The 17,620-nt window shown below is 41.3% G+C and carries 14 protein-coding genes and 1 pseudogene; 8 read left to right on the forward strand and 7 right to left on the reverse strand.

Annotated elements, in window-relative coordinates; genetic code table 11:
- Window positions 1-96: 96 nt before the first annotated feature.
- Window positions 97-1,008, reverse strand: a pseudogene (locus tag TOL9009_RS40295) (DNA cytosine methyltransferase); the annotation flags it as partial.
- Window positions 1,009-1,291: 283 nt separating this feature from the next.
- Window positions 1,292-2,494 carry an FAD-dependent oxidoreductase gene (locus TOL9009_RS0123945; RefSeq protein ID WP_029635243.1) on the reverse strand — a complete coding sequence of 401 codons (1,203 nt, stop codon included), beginning with the start codon at window positions 2,492-2,494 and terminating at the stop codon, window positions 1,292-1,294.
- Window positions 2,495-2,908: 414 nt separating this feature from the next.
- Here TOL9009_RS0123945 and TOL9009_RS40300 point away from each other — a divergent pair, with 414 nt between their 5' ends.
- The 3 genes from TOL9009_RS40300 (at window position 2,909) to TOL9009_RS49620 (ending at window position 6,415) form a co-directional block, all read left to right on the forward strand.
- Window positions 2,909-3,490, forward strand: coding sequence for a pentapeptide repeat-containing protein (locus TOL9009_RS40300; protein WP_051503012.1), 582 nt, complete (start codon window positions 2,909-2,911; stop codon window positions 3,488-3,490).
- Between the two features lie 228 nt (window positions 3,491-3,718).
- Window positions 3,719-5,188 (forward strand): pentapeptide repeat-containing protein, encoded by a 1,470-nt coding sequence (locus TOL9009_RS0123955; protein ID WP_029635244.1) that lies wholly within the window; start codon window positions 3,719-3,721, stop codon window positions 5,186-5,188.
- 231 nt (window positions 5,189-5,419) lie between these two features.
- A complete protein-coding gene (locus TOL9009_RS49620) occupies window positions 5,420-6,415 on the forward strand; it encodes a 4a-hydroxytetrahydrobiopterin dehydratase (RefSeq protein ID WP_063628700.1) in 996 nt (331 codons plus the stop codon).
- Window positions 6,416-7,506: 1,091 nt separating this feature from the next.
- On the opposite strand, the gene TOL9009_RS0123965 is transcribed toward TOL9009_RS49620, so the two are convergent.
- Window positions 7,507-8,307, reverse strand: coding sequence for a hypothetical protein (locus TOL9009_RS0123965; protein ID WP_029635246.1), 801 nt, complete (start codon window positions 8,305-8,307; stop codon window positions 7,507-7,509).
- A gap of 209 nt (window positions 8,308-8,516) precedes the next feature.
- Between TOL9009_RS0123965 and TOL9009_RS0123970 the strand changes: the two genes are divergently transcribed.
- Complete coding sequence (locus TOL9009_RS0123970) at window positions 8,517-9,617, forward strand: TRAP transporter substrate-binding protein (RefSeq protein WP_029635247.1); 1,101 nt, start codon at window positions 8,517-8,519, stop codon at window positions 9,615-9,617.
- Between the two features lie 180 nt (window positions 9,618-9,797).
- On the opposite strand, the gene TOL9009_RS0123980 is transcribed toward TOL9009_RS0123970, so the two are convergent.
- Complete coding sequence (locus TOL9009_RS0123980; RefSeq protein WP_029635249.1) at window positions 9,798-11,135, reverse strand: TRAP transporter large permease; 1,338 nt, start codon at window positions 11,133-11,135, stop codon at window positions 9,798-9,800.
- Window positions 11,119-11,673, reverse strand: a complete 555-nt coding sequence (locus TOL9009_RS0123985; protein WP_029635251.1) for a TRAP transporter small permease subunit — start codon at window positions 11,671-11,673, stop codon at window positions 11,119-11,121. The genes TOL9009_RS0123980 and TOL9009_RS0123985 overlap by 17 nt, the downstream gene beginning before the upstream one ends.
- Window positions 11,674-11,920: 247 nt before the next feature.
- Between TOL9009_RS0123985 and menB the strand changes: the two genes are divergently transcribed.
- Window positions 11,921-12,754 carry a 1,4-dihydroxy-2-naphthoyl-CoA synthase gene (gene menB / locus TOL9009_RS0123990; protein WP_029635253.1) on the forward strand — a complete coding sequence of 278 codons (834 nt, stop codon included), beginning with the start codon at window positions 11,921-11,923 and terminating at the stop codon, window positions 12,752-12,754.
- Window positions 12,755-12,885: 131 nt separating this feature from the next.
- On the opposite strand, the gene TOL9009_RS0123995 is transcribed toward menB, so the two are convergent.
- Together TOL9009_RS0123995 and TOL9009_RS0124000 are read right to left on the reverse strand one after the other, a co-directional pair.
- A complete protein-coding gene (locus TOL9009_RS0123995) occupies window positions 12,886-13,197 on the reverse strand; it encodes a hypothetical protein (RefSeq protein ID WP_029635255.1) in 312 nt (103 codons plus the stop codon).
- A gap of 662 nt (window positions 13,198-13,859) precedes the next feature.
- Window positions 13,860-14,417, reverse strand: coding sequence for a DUF721 domain-containing protein (locus TOL9009_RS0124000; protein ID WP_029635257.1), 558 nt, complete (start codon window positions 14,415-14,417; stop codon window positions 13,860-13,862).
- 130 nt (window positions 14,418-14,547) lie between these two features.
- On the opposite strand from TOL9009_RS0124000, the gene TOL9009_RS0124005 reads away from it, so the two are divergent.
- The 3 genes from TOL9009_RS0124005 (at window position 14,548) to TOL9009_RS0124015 (ending at window position 17,539) form a co-directional block, all read left to right on the forward strand.
- A complete protein-coding gene (locus TOL9009_RS0124005; protein WP_029635259.1) occupies window positions 14,548-15,777 on the forward strand; it encodes a hypothetical protein in 1,230 nt (409 codons plus the stop codon).
- 87 nt (window positions 15,778-15,864) lie between these two features.
- Window positions 15,865-16,581 (forward strand): PspA/IM30 family protein, encoded by a 717-nt coding sequence (locus tag TOL9009_RS40315; RefSeq protein WP_038296558.1) that lies wholly within the window; start codon window positions 15,865-15,867, stop codon window positions 16,579-16,581.
- Window positions 16,582-16,762: 181 nt separating this feature from the next.
- Window positions 16,763-17,539 carry a PspA/IM30 family protein gene (locus TOL9009_RS0124015; RefSeq protein WP_029635261.1) on the forward strand — a complete coding sequence of 259 codons (777 nt, stop codon included), beginning with the start codon at window positions 16,763-16,765 and terminating at the stop codon, window positions 17,537-17,539.
- Window positions 17,540-17,620 lie beyond the last annotated feature (81 nt).

Here is a 17,620-nt window from a genome sequence, read left to right on the forward strand (position 1 = left end):
TAAGTACTAATACTGATTAATGGGTAGTCAATAGTTAATTTGTACTGAAGAAGATTTTTAGCGATCGCACCTTTTTTGCCCCACCTCACCAAATCGCGTTGCTCCCGTAGGAGAGGGTTTATCCCAAGATAAACGTCTGTAAAAACCAACTTTACCTCCTCCTGAGTTGTACGCTCCTCCCATAGCTTCACGCTTTAATTCTTCAGGTAAATATTTCCAATTTTGCCCTTCTTTTAAAAGTCTAAGATACTTCAGACGTTTTTCAGAGTAAGGAATAAACTGTGGCTGCAAGTCAACTAACTCGAATATAGCATCTCTAAGAGTACGCCATTTCGGTAAATTGATCCCATCTTCGCTATGAGTAGCTAGAGGAAATGTGAAAGCTTCATTATCTCTAGAACCAATAAATATAACGCGCTGTCTATTTTGTGGAACACCATAATCTGCTGCTTCTAAGAGGTTGTAAACCACGTTGTATCCAAGCGCTTTCATTTCAGCCAACACAACCGAAAGAGCAGCACCACGCATTTCATCTAATTCCAATGGTTGTCCTTTACGCATGTCTATCGGTCTATGTCGGATAGGAGCAGATAGCAATCCTCTCACGTTTTCCATAACAAAGAAACGTGGCTGAATTTCTCTAACTATGCGGATAAAGTCCATAAACAAACTGCCGCGAGGGTCCATCACTGAACCACGTAACCCTGCTGTACTAAAAGGTTGACAAGGTGGACCACCAATTATTAAATCTACTTCCCCAGGTTGTAAAGTCCTGCCAATATCTAAAATACGTCCTCCCTCGCACAGTAACTCTTGAGCTTCTACTTTCGTTATATCCCTTGGTACAGCAATTTCTTTGAGGTGTGGTCGATTAAGAGCTATTGTTTTTGTGGCATCAGAATCATTTTCTACCACACTTACAGTATGAAATCCTGCCTGTTCTATGCCAAGGTCTAAACCAAAAGCTCCTGTAAAAAGTGAAATAGAGATTAGTTTACCTTTTATCAATTTTGTCACTCCTAAATACACTACAGTGGTAAAAGAAAAGGTCTATGTTAGTAATATCAATTGTTGATGCTTGCTGAGAAATGAGTGCTTTCCGCTCTGGCACAGAAAGTGCTATCAAAGTCTCAGCGGTTAATTTTGTAGGCATAAATACTCGATAAAAATCAATGGCTTTCTTATTGTTCCCAATATTGAAGTAGTATCAACAAACCTACAAATAGGAAACGCAATGTAGTAAAAAATGCAACCAATGATTAGCAATGTGAAAATAAAATGGGGAGTCCCGCTAGTCCCCAGTCCCTAGTCCCTCGCTAAAGCGTTGCATAAATCGGCGATCAATCCAGTCTTTGAGACGCCACAATAATTTATGCGGTGGCAAAGTGAAAAAACCTCGTGTAGCGATCGCACGTTTATCCCCAGTACCAATTAAACTTAAATATTGTTTCTGTGGTTTGTAAGGTAGTGGTGATTTTCCTAATAAAATTCGCTGCAAGTTCTCAAATAAAGGTTTACCTTGCCTAACTGCAAATACACCAGCTTTCGGACGCGGATGATTTACCATAGTGGCAATATCACCAGTAGCAAATATGTGTGGATGTGTTAGCGATCGCAATGTGTCATCAACGAGAATAAAGCCTAGCTCATCGGTTGCTAATTCTGTTGTTTTTAACCACTGTGGTGCTGATGCTTGAGTTACCCAAAACAAGCGATCGCATTTCACTTTCAACCCAGATTCACATATGATATTTAATTCATCTTTCTCTATAGAACTAAAGTTATTAGGTACAACTTGACACACACTTTCCCCCAAATGCAGTTGCATCCCCCGCTTAATCAAAAGTTGTGTAACTAACCGGCGCACCGATGGATGATAATGAGGCATCAGTTCCGCGTCACGCTGAAATAAATGAATTTCCAACTGAGAAAAATTCTTTTCCCGCTTTTTAATAGCTAGTAAATGAGCTTGCATTGATAGCGCCAATTCTACACCGCCGGCACCACCACCTACTACTCCAATCCTGATTAATTTTTCGGGATTTTCAGCGACATCCTCAAGTAACTGATACCAATGTTCTAATAGTTGCGCTACAGGTTTAGCCGGAATTGCATATTCTGCACCTGATACAGATAGAGTAGCAGGAGTGCTACCAATATCAATTGACAGCACATCAAAAGTTACAGGTGGACGGTTAGCACAAAAAACTTTATTATTTTTTAAGTCAAGACCCACTGCTTTATCGATGTATAATTGTGTTTGAGCAAATTGAGCTAAACGTTGCAAATCGATGTGACATTCATCATGAGTGTAAAATCCGGCAATGTGTCCAGGTAGCATTCCAGAGTAGGGTGTATCTGAAGCTTCGGTAATCAAGGTTAACCGTACTCCTGGTAAAGGTTTCATCCCAAACATCAAAAGTGCGATCGCATGGCTATGACCGCCACCAATCAGCACTAAGTCTTTTACAATTGATTGTGTATTTTGTTGCATTTGGTAAATCCCTTGAGGAATTAAAAATTACAGATAAATTTTCTAAAAATCTATTTTTCTAGACTTTAATTATTATTTATGTATATAAATTAAAAAAATATTAACTTTTGCGGAAAAAGTATAGCAGTGCTGAAAAGTTAGATTCCCGACTTCTTAAAGAAGTCGGGAATCTGAACACCGTGAATTTTCATAAATCATCTATGATTGCTATAGTATATATAAATTATGAAAAACTGCTATATAAAGATTTGGTGTATTGAAAGTAAAGAATAATACGTATTGAATAGCACAAAGTTAAGATTCTACTAAAAACAGCCTAACAGTAAAATTCCTCCTTTAGAAGCTTGTCAACCAAAATAGAATCGCCCAAAATCAACATAAGTTGCTCAAATTAAGCTTGAGGGATAGTAATTAATGGAAGTGGGAGGTAAAAACATAGTAACTAATCTGGATGCAATCTATAAAATCGAGCAAATCGCCAAGAACGATCCACTACAACACTGGGAAATCATGGAAATGCTCGCGATTTTTGTGCGAAATAATGCTCCTTACATACCCCAAGAGAAATCAAACAGCAACTTAAAAACCAAAATTCGTACAGATATTCAAGCAGCTCTAACAGTGATTGCGAGGAGAGATGTCAAAAAAGATCCGGAAAATCAGCTACTTGATTTGAGCTATACGGATATGCGGGGGGTAAACCTTAATGGTGCTAACTTAGCAGGAGCGAATCTATATCAGGTTAACCTGGCAGGGGCAAATCTCAAAAGTGCTAACTTAAGTGGTACAATCCTAAGTGCATCTAACCTGGCTGAAGCAAATCTCAGTGGTGCTAACTTAGCAGGAGCAATTCTCAATGCGGCAAACCTCTGTGGAGCAAATTTGCATCAAGCCAATTTACATCGAGCTAATTTGTTTCTAGCTAATTTACATTACACAAATCTCAGTGGTGCAAAACTGGATCGGGCAAACTTCCGGGATGCTAACCTGTATTAAACAGACATCCAAGAAGCCAAATATCTAGATTTTCAGCAGATGAAATCGGACGCAGTAAAAGTGAGTTTTGTACGTCTGTAAAGCATCTACGCTCATATTTCATCTAAACCAATCTACCAATTGTAAAAGTAAGAATAATTAAGACTTGGGGCACATATTGCAATTTGGAGATAAATGCTATATTGTTTTTGCCAATAATCATTCTAAAATGTGAGGAAGACTTTTGCTATGTCTGCTAAGAAGACAGACACGCTTTTGAGTTGGTTGATAGCCGTATCGGTTATATTTACTGTTTCATTAACTCTAATTTTATTGGCATTTTCTCATCATGAGAAAGTGTCAACGCAGCAAGAAATAGAGAATAGAAATCAAACATTAACAACTTCTGCAATAGTTTTTTTAGGGCTAGCAGGAATGATTAATGCTTATTATGGAGCAAAGCGTACAGAAGCTTTAGAAAATAGTGCGATCGCATCTCAAAGAAACATCGAACTCGGCATTGAAAATAACAAACTCAATCAAGACAGGTTAATTGCTGAACGCTTTATCGCAGCAATTGAACAGCTTGGACATGACAAAGTATCAACCCGGACAGGTGCAATTTACGCTTTAGAACGAGTTGCTCAAGATTTTCCTAAAGAACACTGGACAATCATAGAAATTCTCTCAGCTTTTGTGCGCGAGAATGCTCCGATCCAGGTCTCACAACCGCAACAAACCGAGGAAGATTCTGAACCTCGTTTTGGCAGACACACCCGCGTCAACCATCGCGAACATCCCGACGACCCCAACTGGTTGGAAGAATCACCCCGCATTCCTACAGATATTCAAGTGGCTTTAACAGTCATCGGTAGACGCGATTCACGAAAAGACCCGGTAAATCAGAAAATTGATTTACGCAATACTCACATCAGACGTGCAGACCTGCGTGGAGTAGATTTTGCCGGAGCAGACTTGAGTGGATCTGACCTTTGTGGTGCAGACTTGCGATCAGCCGATCTCTGTGGTGCAGACCTGGAAAAAGCTCAACTCTGTGGTTCAATTTTGTATGAAGCCAACTTGCAATCATGCAACTTGAGTGGGGCAAACATGAACGGAGCTAATCTGAATAAAGTTAAGCTTTGTGGAGCAAACTTGCGTGGAGCTAACCTCTCTGGTGCAAGTTTGCGTGCGGCAAATCTCACCGACGCCAACCTTTATAAAGCCAACTTGCAACAAGCAACTTTAAAACTTGCCAACCTTTCTGGTGCAAAGTTGTTTTTAGCCAACTTGCAACAAGCAAAATTTGGTAAAGCTAACTTGCAGGGTGCTGGTTTGATTGGAGCGAACTTACAACAAGCAAACTTGAATGGAGCCAATCTTCGGAACGCAAATTTGAATGCCGCCAAACTGCAACAAACAGAGGTATTGTTTGCTAATTTGTCTGGAGCAAGTTTGATAGAAGTTGATTTATATAGAGCAAATTTGATGGGAGCCAATTTGCAAAGAGCAATCCTTCATGAAGCTAACCTTTGTGAGGCAAACTTGATGGGGGCAAACCTTTATGGGGCAAATCTTTGCGATGTCAAATTAGAAGGGGCAATTTTGACAGGTGTGAAAAATTTAGACCCACAGCAGATTAGAGGAGCATTGGGCGATCGCACAACTCGTCTACCTGATAATGTTGAAACACCAATGCATTGGCGGCAAACTGTCTAAATAACAATCGCATTAATTGATTACTTGGGTGCATCTTATTTTTATTAAACATCACTAAAAATTAATTTGATATTATTTAATGAGAAAATATTTATATTTCCGAAATATCTGTGATTATTAATGTTTAACTTAGAGGAGGTACATGCCTAAAACCCAAAACTCTGTAGAGACGTTCCGGCGGAACGTCTCTATGTATATTTAATCACAACGCAAATTACATATATATTCGCTATGAATACCGATACTACTCTCAAATCAATCTTGCTACTGTCTGCGAACCCTAAGCGCACAAAGAGCCTACGCTTACAGGAGGAGGAAGAGGAAATTAAGATGCGATTACGTCTTGCAGGATATGGTAAGGTTCCCATCAACTCCCGTGGTGCAACTAAACCAAGAGATATTCAGCAGGCAATGTTGGACTTCAAGCCCCAGATTGTACACTTTAGTGGTCATGGAGCTGGGGAGGATGGCTTAGTCTTTGAAGATGCAGCGGGACAAGAAAAATTAGTTAGTTCTGAAGCATTAGCCAACCTATTTGAACTTTTCTTTCAGCGAGGAGTAGAGTGTGTAGTTCTGAATGCTTGCTATGCAGAGTTCCAAGCTCGTGCGATCGCTCAACATATTCCCTACGTAATCGGCATGAATCAAGCCATTGGGGATCGTGCTGCCATTGAATTTGCTGTGGGTTTCTACGCAGCTGTAGGTGCTGGGGAAACAATTGAATTTGCTTATAAATTAGGATGCAATACGATTCAACTCGAAGGTATTCCCGGACATTTCATTCCTGTTCTTTTTACAAAAAATCAAAACGGCTCTAACAACAACTCCTCAGTCCAAAATAGTTTCTTAAGCGTTTATCCAACTCCTCCACCAGAAAAACCACAGCCAATTAGTGAGGAGTATATTCAAATTGCTCTTAGCCATAGCTTATGTAAATGGAAAAAAGTTGTTAGCCAACTACCTGAAGATCCAACCAAAGAGCGCATTGAACTTTTTCGTCAGTACAACTTCAAAACATTCCTTGGAGCAATTGAATTCATGCATCAAGTTGCACCTGGGTGCGATATTCAACTCCATCACCCTCGCTGGGAGAACATTTGGTGTACACTTAGAGTCTATCTAACTACCTGGGATATCGATCATAAAATTTCTGATCGAGATATTCAATTAGCGAAATATTTAGACCAAGCTTTCTCCAATTTTTCAGGTGCGGAGCTAAAGGAATAAGTCTCTATGACATCTGAAATATTTATGCAGCAAGGCTTCTAAAAAACTTTTTGGTTTACTCATTAAAACATAGGATTGTGTTCATAATCCCAACATTTGTTATCACGCCAAGTTCTACGGGTATGCTCACATTGAGATTGTTCACTCAGCCAAGGAATCGATGTTGGGTGGTTCACGCTACTAAATGTGGAATCTACGTTATAGAATGAGAGTATTAGCGAAGCTATACAAAAGCCAGAAGTCGGTAATACGGTCACAAACACAGCAAAGAACATAATTTTTGCTCTTGTCGAAAGTTGAAATTTGCCTTGTTTAATACTCTGGCGATCGCGCATATATTTTCCCGGATATAAGTAGAACAGTTAAACGTAAAATGCCAACTTTATAGAAAGCATACATAAGCAAAATTTTGCTTTCTGCCTTCTAGTTGATATAAACAACGAAAAGAATAAAAGCGATGCAAATATTTGCACTAAAAAATTGTGTTAAAAACTTTATTTGTTTGCTAACTTTATAGGCGTGTATATCCTGTGGCTGTATGTAATCTATCTATAAGTTGATTTTTGCACCCTCTTCTCTAAAAGCAAAGATGCTAATGGTGATTTTTACTAAGAAAAAATACTTAAGTGTTGTTTTTAAAGATTATGTGTGTTTTTTCTTCTAGCAAATAATTTTATTTTTTGGTACATATACAGCGGATTGCGTTGTCATTAAATATACGTAGAGACGTTCCGCTGGAACGTCTTTACAGAGTTTTGGGTTTTACGCATGTACCTTCTAAACTTCCGGTATTATAAAACGTCCTTATTACAATCCCACGTTTTTAAACGTGGGTACTTCTTCCTTCTTCCTTCGTGAACAGATAAATTCTTTGTCTGCGGTGACTCTTCGATTGCAGACATAGCCACCTATCCTTGAATATGCATTAGATATCTCCAGAGTCATACGTAGAGACTACCAAGTGCTACGTCTCTACATCTTTTCTGGAGATGTCTATTAGACATGTGGTAAAAATTAATTATACGTTAACTGAAACCCTTGTAAAGACGTTCCGGTGGAACGTCTCTAGGTATTTTCTACCAGATGTCTAATCACATCGAACCCATAACAACTCCCCAGAAATAATCCTCAAAAGGTCTTTCATCAAGGTCAATGTGAAATTTTTTTGCCCAAGAATAAATATCCAAGCTGACACGTCCGCTTTCTTGGTCAAGCCACGAACCACCTTTAAATGAGATATTTCCTAATAACGTAATCCAGTGATTTGGGTAAGGTAAAAAAGGCTTTTTGCCGCCAAGCAAACCTGCGGCAGTAATCAAACCAAACGCTACACCCCCAGAATCGATAATAGCTGATGCTTCAGTCAAAGCTTCGTATTCTCCAAATAAATATGTATGAATATACTTGACTTGACGATAACCTAATACTTCTCGCGTCCAGCCTTTCATCTCCCAAGATTTTGTCATCCCAGACAAATTCCGGATAATATCTGGCGATTCTATTTCAATGTTAAAAATAAAGTTTTCTGCTTCTCTTAGTGTTGCTAAAACCATCCAATCGGCTTGACTTAATCGCAGTCTCCCTCGACTTTTAACAAGTGTTTGCGATGCTTTAATGCGTGTAGTCTGTCCTTGAAAACCACCAGTTTCAAATATACTGCGGCAAATTTGCACATAACGCAATGGTTGTTTGCGAATCAGTTCAAACAAAATAGACGCGGGTCCGCAAAACGGTTGTCCACCTTGGTTAACTTGAAATGGATCGCTAACACGCGATCGCATGTCCGCAAGTACTTGGTTTTTATCTAAAGTTACCCAAACACCGGGTACATTGGATTTTTCAAAGTCTGCGATCGCTGAAACAACTGCTGGATCTAACTGCTGAGAATTCATATATTTATGCTTTTTACCGAAAGTACCCGATTGTTAATTACCTTGACTACAGTACCGATGACCAGTAATTCGCAAATAATCTTAACAAATGGAATTATTTGTAGTGATTGTGTTTTATAACTCCGAAAAATTCCATATTTTCCGAGTAAATGGGCTTTAAAATACTAAAACTGAATCAAACAAGATTTTCTATTTAAATTAGCAAAATTATGAAACGCCGAGAAATTATTACTACAGCTGCGATCGCTACAGCAACTACTACACTCGTTTCCTGTACCCGGACAGGCACTGCCCCAGGTGTAAAAACCGGACAGCCAAATGTCAGGTGGCGAATGGCAACAAGTTGGCCCAAGTCTTTAGGTATTTTCGCTGGTGCGGAAACTGTCGCCAAGCGTGTCAAGGAGATGACCGGCGGACGTTTCAACATCACAGCATTTGCCGCCGGTGAATTAGTGCCAGGATTGCAAGTACTTGATGCCGTCCAAGCCGGAACTATAGAATGCGGTCACACAGCCGGCTATTATTATATTGGTAAAAGTCCCGCATTAGCTTTCGCTACCTCCGTTCCCTTCGGCTTGAATGCCCAACAGCAGAATGCTTGGTATTATCACGGCGGTGGATTAGAAGTCACACAGAAAATTTATGCCAACTTCAACGTAATTAACTTTCCCGGTGGTAATACTGGGGCGCAGATGGGTGGCTGGTTCAAAAAGGAAATTAAGTCAGTTTCTGACCTCAATGGCTTAAAAATGCGGATTCCCGGATTGGGGGGGCAAGTAATGTCTCGTTTGGGGGTAAACGTGCAAGTTTTACCAGGAGGCGAAATTTATTTAGCATTAGATCGAGGTGCCATTGATGCTGCTGAGTGGGTTGGTCCTTACGATGACGAGAAACTCGGTTTAAACAAAGCAGCAAAATTTTACTATTACCCAGGCTGGTGGGAACCCGGACCAACCTTAGATATATTAGTTAACCGTAACGCTTGGAACCGCTTGCCCAAAGAATATCAAGAAATTTTCAAAGTAGCGACTTTTGAAGCTAACTTAAATATGCTTGCTCAATACGATGCTTTAAATGGCGCAGCACTTTCAAGATTAGTTGCAGGTGGTACCAAGTTAACGCCCTACAGCCAAGATATTCTCCAAGCAGCACAGAAAGCTACCTTTGCGCTATTTGATGAAAATGCGAGTAAAGACGCTACTTTTAAACAAGTTTACGAACAGTGGAAAGACTTTCGCAAGAAGATTTACAACTGGAACCGCGTTAATGAATTGAGCTTTGCCAATTTTGTTACATCTAGTAACAGTTGATTGGGGATTGGGGATTGGGGATTGGGCAATGGGCATGGGGCAATGGGCAATGGGCATGGGGCAATGGGCATTGGGCAATGGGCATTGGGCAATGGGCATGGGGCATTGCGAAAAAAGAATTATTATTTTGCTCCCCCTGCTCCCCCTGCTCCCCCTACTCCCCCTGCCCCCCCACTCTGCTCATCCCCCCAAAGAGGGTAAAAAACTCACTATTCCGGGGAAAGCAATAATTAAAACTACAACCAACAGCTGAAGCAAAATAAAGGGTATGACACCGCGATAAATATCAGTTGTGGTGACTTCTTTTGGTGCGACGCCCCGCAAATAGAATAAAGCAAAACCAAAAGGAGGGGTGAGAAAAGAGGTTTGCAAATTTGCTCCCAAGACGACACCGTACCAAACTAAATCTATTCCTAATTGCTGGGCGACTGGGACAAATAAAGGGATAACAATAAAGGCAATCTCGAAAAAGTCGATAAAGAAGCCAAGGAAAAATACCGCTGCCATGCTGACAATTAAAAAGCCGACTTTGCCACCTGGAAGATTTGAGAGGACATCAAACATAAATTGATCGCCATTCAGTCCCCGGAAAACTAAACTAAAAGCGGTGGAACCGAAGAGAATAAAAATCACCATGCTGGTGATTCGCAAAGTCGCATCACAAACCTGACGTAACGATTCTAAAGTGAGTTGACGGTTGGCAGCAGCAAGAGCGATCGCACCGGCACAACCCACCGCACCCGCTTCTGTGGGTGTTGCAATGCCAAAAAAGATACTACCTAAAACCAGCGAAATCAACACCAAAGGCGGCAGCATCACCTGAAAGACTCGCTTTCCCAAAGCTTTAGCACCGATTTCTCTCACCTCGGCTGGCAAAGCAGGTGCTACATCTGGTTTCAAAAATGACACAATCAGCACATGAGCCGCAAACGCTCCCGCCATCATCAAACCAGGAATCACCGAACCGATGAACAAATCGCCCACCGATACACCCAACTGATCCCCCAGTACCACCAATACCACACTCGGCGGAATGATTTGTCCCAAAGTTCCTGATGCAGCAATTACACCAGTCGCTAATTCTTTGTTGTAGCCATAGCGCAGCATAATCGGCAAGGAAATTAAACCCATTGCCACCACCGTTGCTGCCACTACACCAGTTGTCGCAGCTAATAGCGCTCCCACCAGCACCACAGCTAACGCAAGTCCGCCACGCAAACGCCCCAACAAAATCCCCATCGTTTCTAACAGCCTCTCAGCTATGCCGGATTTCTCCAGCATTGCCCCCATAAAGATGAAGTAAGGGATAGCTAGCAAGGTATAATTTGCCATGATGCCAAAAATTCGCTGTGGCATCGCAGTCATAAATATTGGGTCAAATATGCCTAGTCCAATTCCTACTAGCCCAAATAAAATCGCCACACCACCAAGCGAAAAAGCTACCGGATACCCCAGCGACAGCAGCACCAAAGCACCCGCAAACATCAGTGGACCAAGCCATTCATAAGCCAGCGTCATGGTGTTCCTCCTGAGTTTCTAGTCTGCCTTGAATAATTGCCAAATTTTTGATTGCCTCAGAAATTCCCTGAAAAATCAACAATACACAGGCGACGATAATCATGGCTTTAATCGGGTAACGCGGCAATCCACCCGGATCAGGCGACGTTTCCAGAATTTGCCACGAAGCAATGATACTATCCCAAGAAAAAATAATTACCATGATGCAGAAGGGAATCAAAAAAAATATCGTTCCCAGCAAATCTGCAACTGCCTTACGCTTAGGCTGCCAATTATTGTAAAAAATATCAACGCGCACGTGTTCGTTATGTTTGAGCGTGTAAGCCGCTCCTAACAAAAAAACTAAATCAAATATATACCATTGCGCTTCGATGTAAGCATTAGAGGTAAGATTGCTGCCGATAATTCGTCCCAAGTATCGCCCAACAACATTCCATACCCCAAGTATGACCATGACTAGCACCAGCCAGCTAGTCATTTTACCAATGCGATCGTTGCAAGCATCAATAATTCTAGAAACTCTTAAGAGTTTTTCCAATGTTCTCTACCCTTTTGAACTGTGTTGTAAATGTAGTTTACAACCGAAATGGGCAAGCTTATAAGAAGCAGGAATGAGCGTAAAAACTCTCTCAAACTCTTATTTCTCTGCGTTCTGTGTGTAAGAGTGCGATCGCCTCCGGCAACTTTGTATAATCGCGAACATTTCTTCATGGCTCCTTGCATTTAAGCGATCGCTTGTGCTAGCAACTGCGATAAAATTCTCAAGCACAACGCACTCCACAGCTATGCAAATCAACTGGGAAACTGCCAAAACCTACGAAGATATTCTTTACCACAAAACTGACGGTATCGCCAAAATCACCATCAATCGTCCCCACAAACGCAATGCTTTTCGTCCGAAAACCGTTTTTGAACTTTACGACGCTTTTTCTGATGCCCGTGAAGATACTACTATTGGTGTTGTACTATTTACTGGTGCAGGACCCCACACAGATGGGAAATACGCTTTTTGTGCTGGCGGCGATCAAAGTGTGCGAGGACACGCCGGTTATGTAGATGATGATGGTGTACCCCGTTTGAATGTGCTGGATTTACAACGCCTGATTCGTTCGATGCCGAAAGTAGTAATTGCTTTGGTGGCTGGATATGCGATCGGTGGTGGACACGTTTTACACTTAATTTGCGATCTCACCATCGCTGCCGATAACGCCATTTTCGGACAAACAGGTCCCAAAGTCGGCAGTTTTGATGGTGGTTTTGGCGCAAGTTATCTCGCTCGCATTGTCGGACAAAAAAAAGCGCGAGAAATTTGGTTTCTCTGTCGCCAATATACTGCACAACAAGCCGAGGAAATGGGTTTAGTTAATTGTGTTGTTCCAATAGAACAACTAGAGGCAGAAGGAATTCAGTGGGCACAAGAAATATTAGAAAAAAGTCCGATCGCTATTCGCTGTCTCAAAGCTGCATTTAACGCTGATTGTGATGGACAAGCTGGTTTGCAAGAACTCGCAGGTAATGCCACTTTACTTTATTACATGACCCAAGAAGGTTCTGAAGGCAAACAAGCTTTTCTCGAAAAGCGTCCCCCAAATTTTCGGGACTTTCCCTGGCTACCTTAAAAGCTCAAAAATCGCATCTTTAAGCAAAGGTGCGATTTTTGAAAATGTGAAGTTTCTTTACAAATTGAAAAATATTATAACCAAATTTCTTTTGGGCAGAGTAATTTGAAAACTTTGGTAATAATCAGCCCTTAAATTAAAACTGCCTGAGCTTCTGTCTGTTCAGATGTACAGACGGCTGTTTGAGAAACAGAAGCAACTGGAATTTTATCTAAACTAGAACCTAAAGAACTAGAAGCCAAAACTGGTGTTGCACCGGGCAAACTCCAAACATCTTCCAAACTTTCCCAGCTAGGTGCAAACGGTGGGAGCGCGAAAGAACAAGCCTTCCAACTTGCAAGAACTGGCGCTCCCAACTGTTGGCAAAGTCCGCCACGGCGTCCTTCCGGTTTGTAATGACGACAATATCGACAGGCAGAAGTCAAGACTTTAATGGGTTTCATCTGGGTTTATATTAAATCCCGTTAGGGCTGATTTCTGTTTTCAATTCTGCTCTACATATAAATACCTATTGAAGCCATAAATCTATTATTCTGTATATGTTCTAGCGATCCCGATGAAATAATTAACTTTAGGAAATTTTTATATTTGTGTCATATTTGGCAATAATTCAACTACCGTAAATATAGCAATATCAGGCTCAAAGCTATTAGGGATCAAGGTTAAGCCTTATATTTTCGATTTGGTCAGGGTGTTAAATTAACTTCAAAAAATGTCACATAACATAGTTTGCAGAAATTTAGGGGGAAATGAGGAGAAATTTTCTACAAGTATTCCTGTAGGAATACTTATAGAAAGAGGGGGAAAGGGAAAAAAGAAGAAAAAGTTTTCATGATATAATTCAATACGCTTGGTGTTAAGCCTAAAATCCGAGTGTAGAGACTTCGTCCGATCGCGTCTCTACAGGTCAAAAATCAGTACCAAAAATCCTTAACACCAAGCGTATTGTGATATAACTCACGTCCGTTTAATTAATAGTAATAAAAACATACCTACCGTCGTAGAGACGTTCCGGCGGAACGTCTTTACATAAATGGTATCAGCACTCTTCGTGCTGTAAATGGGCGGTATTTACAATTGCTACGTATATCTTTTTTTATTGTCTTCAAAAACTACTAGAAAACTGCTTAGTAGCACAGATAGAACAGACACCCCAGCGCTGAATTTCGCCTGGTGGGGTGGGAGATTGACATTGAGGACAAACAGGTAAATTATGCGATCGCATGACCATAGCCATTTTCCAATTTTCAAAAGCAGCATTCGCATTTTTGCTTATTGGTAGCACCTGAGGCTTGACGTTTGTCTCATCACCAAGGTAACTAGGATGTTCAGACGGCAAAAGGGTTTTTTGCTGGTTTGCTTTATCTTGGGGACGCTTCCAACCAGCAGTAGAGAAGCGAATATCTACTAAAGGATCGGGTAGTTTTTCATTCAACTTGACAAGCAGTCGCTGACGCTCGAAAGTCAAATTTTGTGCCCAAGCTGCGCTAGAAGTTGCCACCCGCAAGACATCGCGCTGAATCGACAATGGTTGAGTATGAAATGCGATCGCATTTCCTACCACTTGAGACCAACACTTGAGCAAGCGGGGAAATGGCTGCTGGTGCAGTAATATCTGAATTTCCGGAAGACTTAAAATATCATTAACTGATTTCAAAGACATTTTGCGTAAACCTTGAGTAAAAATTTTAGCTTGCTACAAAAAGCATCAATCTATTCTGGGAATTTTCGTTAGGATTGGCACACATGTATTTTAAGTTAATCCAGTAATCTACTTTTGAGGCAGACAGGCTATGAGTCAAAACCTCCGACATTTGGGTACTCAATCGTCGAAAACACCTGGGTTGAAGCCACAACTAGCAGCAGCATTAGCTTGTTTAGAAGTGCAACTAGATCAAGAGTTAGCCCGCTATCGACGTACACGAACCGGATACAACACACCTAACCAAAACCGTGCCAGTAGTAACACCAATCAATTCCAGCAGACTGCCATTACTGGGTTGAGCGGAGTTCTTGCCGCAAGCATCGCGTCCAAAAAACCGATATCAAATTTAACTTCTTTAGTACAAGAAAAGCAGACCGTTCTTCAACCGAATATCCCGTCCGCATCTGTTGAAGCTGAAACTCCTCAGGAAATGCCAGCGGCGACAACGGTAAATACTGAGTTGCCAAAACCTCCCAAGGTTGAGGTTATAGATAAAACAGATACACCTTCAGAGGAAAATGGCAGTATTGTGCCTACGGTTGTCAAATCCGATCAAACCGAAAATACCCCATCAGATGACACCCCCAAGCAGCCAGACGATTACTTAGAATCATCTGAAGCACTGCTGCGAAGTTTGACAGAAGAACAACCGCCAAAAAGAAAGCCAAGTAACAGCGATAGTCTTTTATCACCTTTGGGGATTGGCTCAATGTTATTACTATTACTAGCGAGTCTCACCTTGGGATACGTACTTTTTAATCCGAAAAGCTTGTCTCTGCTTGGCTTTGGTGGAAAGTCTGTGTCAAATTCGCCACCAACGGCATCGACAACTAATATTAAAAATACTCAGAAAGCAAAACCAGAAACACCGACTACCCCCATACCTAAGTATCCAAATCTTGCCACCGATGAATTTCCAGAGGTGAACAATCCTAATGACGTAGTTGGCTTAACACCCAAACCGAAACCGACTCCTACACCAATACCCAGCCCTGTGGCGGTAATAATTCCGGCAAATCCCCCTATAGCGCCAATACAAAAAGCGCAACCTTTGCCGACACCAAAGGCAACAACTTCGCCAAAGCCCGAAAAACCGCTTTCAGAAGTGAAACCGTCAAAAGATGGATTTTATCATCTTGTCATAGAAAATCAAGGCGATCGCACTTTCGCCTCTGCACGGGAAGTAATTCCCGATGCTTATTTATCAGCTGATGGAAAATTCATTTATCTGGGTGCGCTGAAAACCAAAGAGCAAGTAAAACAACAAATGCAACTACTACAGGCTAAAGGAATTAAAGCGCGGGTGGAGCAACCTTAAGGAGCGAAAATCTACGATACCATAAAAAAACATCTACTTAATCCCTAGCTGTTGACACTGCGAGCAAAAAGTGAATGGAGAGCCGAAATGGAAATGATGAAGCGTATCCAACGGGTGATTCGCGCTAATTTCAATAGTATGATGAGCAGTGGGTCAGATCCAGAAAAGATTCTGGAGCAAGCTGTTATGGAGATGCAAACTAATTTGGTGCAATTGCGACAAGCAGTAGCACAGGCAGTAGCAACTCAAAAACGTACCGAACGACAAACCGCTCAGGCTAAGTCAACAGTAGAGGAATGGTATCGTCGCGCTCAATTGGCGCTACAAGCCAATAATGAACCTTTAGCTAGGGAAGCTCTTACCAAACGTCGTGCCTATCAAGAAACACATGATGCTCTGGCTTTGCAGATAAAGCAGCAAAATAGTTTGATAGTTAAAATGAAACAAGATATGCGATCGCTAGAATTTAAAATATTGGAGGCGAAAACTAAAAAAGATATGTACATCGCTCGCGCTCGTTCTGCTGAAGCTTCTTACCGGCTTCAGGAAATGTTGAGCAGTTCATCTACCACTAGCAGCTTAAACGCTTTTGAACGGATGGAAGAAAAAGTTTTGCAACTCGAAGCCAAATCCGAAGCAATAGCTCAACTCGACAGCGATGACTTGGTTTCTCAATTTACTAAGAGTGAATCTAACAACACTATTGATGGGGAACTCGCAGCGATGAAAGTGCAGCCTTTAAGTGGCGCAGACATTATACCACATAAAGGCAATAATTTAAATTCTGAGAGTGTAAATACTTAAAAATCACGAACCGTAAACATTGGGCAATTAAGGAAAACTAAAGCATATCTTAGAAATTAAGGGTTGTGTGAAGCTACCAATCTAAAGCGAAAAGATTAAATTGAAATAGGTAGCTATTAAATAGTAGAAAAGCCTTCGTATCCGTTCAAAGCGCGTAAATCGCAAAAGGAAAAACAAAGTTATGGGATTATTTGATCGCATTAGACGAGTAGTAGGTGCTAACCTTAATGACCTGGTAAGTAAAGCCGAAGATCCAGAAAAAATGCTCGAACAAGCCATCCTGGAAATGCAGGAAGACTTGGTACAGCTACGTCAGGGAGTCGCCCAGACAATTGCTGCTCAAAAACGTACAGAAAAACAGTATAATGATGCCCAAAATGAAATAAATAAGTGGCAACGTAATGCCCAGCTAGCGCTGCAAAAAGGTGATGAAAACCTTGCACGTCAAGCACTAGAGCGGAAAAAGACTTACACGGACACCGGCACTGCTCTTAAAACCAGCCTGGATCAGCAAGTTATTCAGGTGGAAACTATCAAGCGCAACTTAATGCAGCTAGAGAGCAAAATTTCTGAGGCAAAAACCAAGAAAGAAATGCTCAAAGCGCGAATCACCACTGCCAAAGCTCAAGAGCAACTTCAAGGCATGGTGCGCGGTATGAATAGCAGCAGCGCAATGTCAGCTTTTGAGCGGATGGAAGAAAAAGTCTTGATGCAAGAAGCTCGCGCTCAGTCAGCAGGAGAGTTAGCAGGTGCTGATTTAGAAAGCCAATTTGCCAAATTGGAATCTGGTAGCGATGTTGACGATGAATTGGCAGCTTTGAAAGCGTCGCTGGCACCAGCTAGTCCACCAAATCAACCTTTATTGCCACAAGAAACTAACACTCCTAAAACTAATCAGCGACCGGAAGTGGTTGATGCCGAGTTGGAATCGCTAAAAAAACAATTGGATCAAATGTAACATTATCAGAAAAATCTTCACTTCAACTATCCCACGCCTTTTGGTCGTGGGATTTCGCGTCAAAATGATTTGGTCAATGGT

The organism is [Scytonema hofmanni] UTEX 2349 (assembly GCF_000582685.1).
GTDB classification, from domain to species: Bacteria; Cyanobacteriota; Cyanobacteriia; order Cyanobacteriales; family Nostocaceae; genus Hassallia; species Hassallia hofmanni.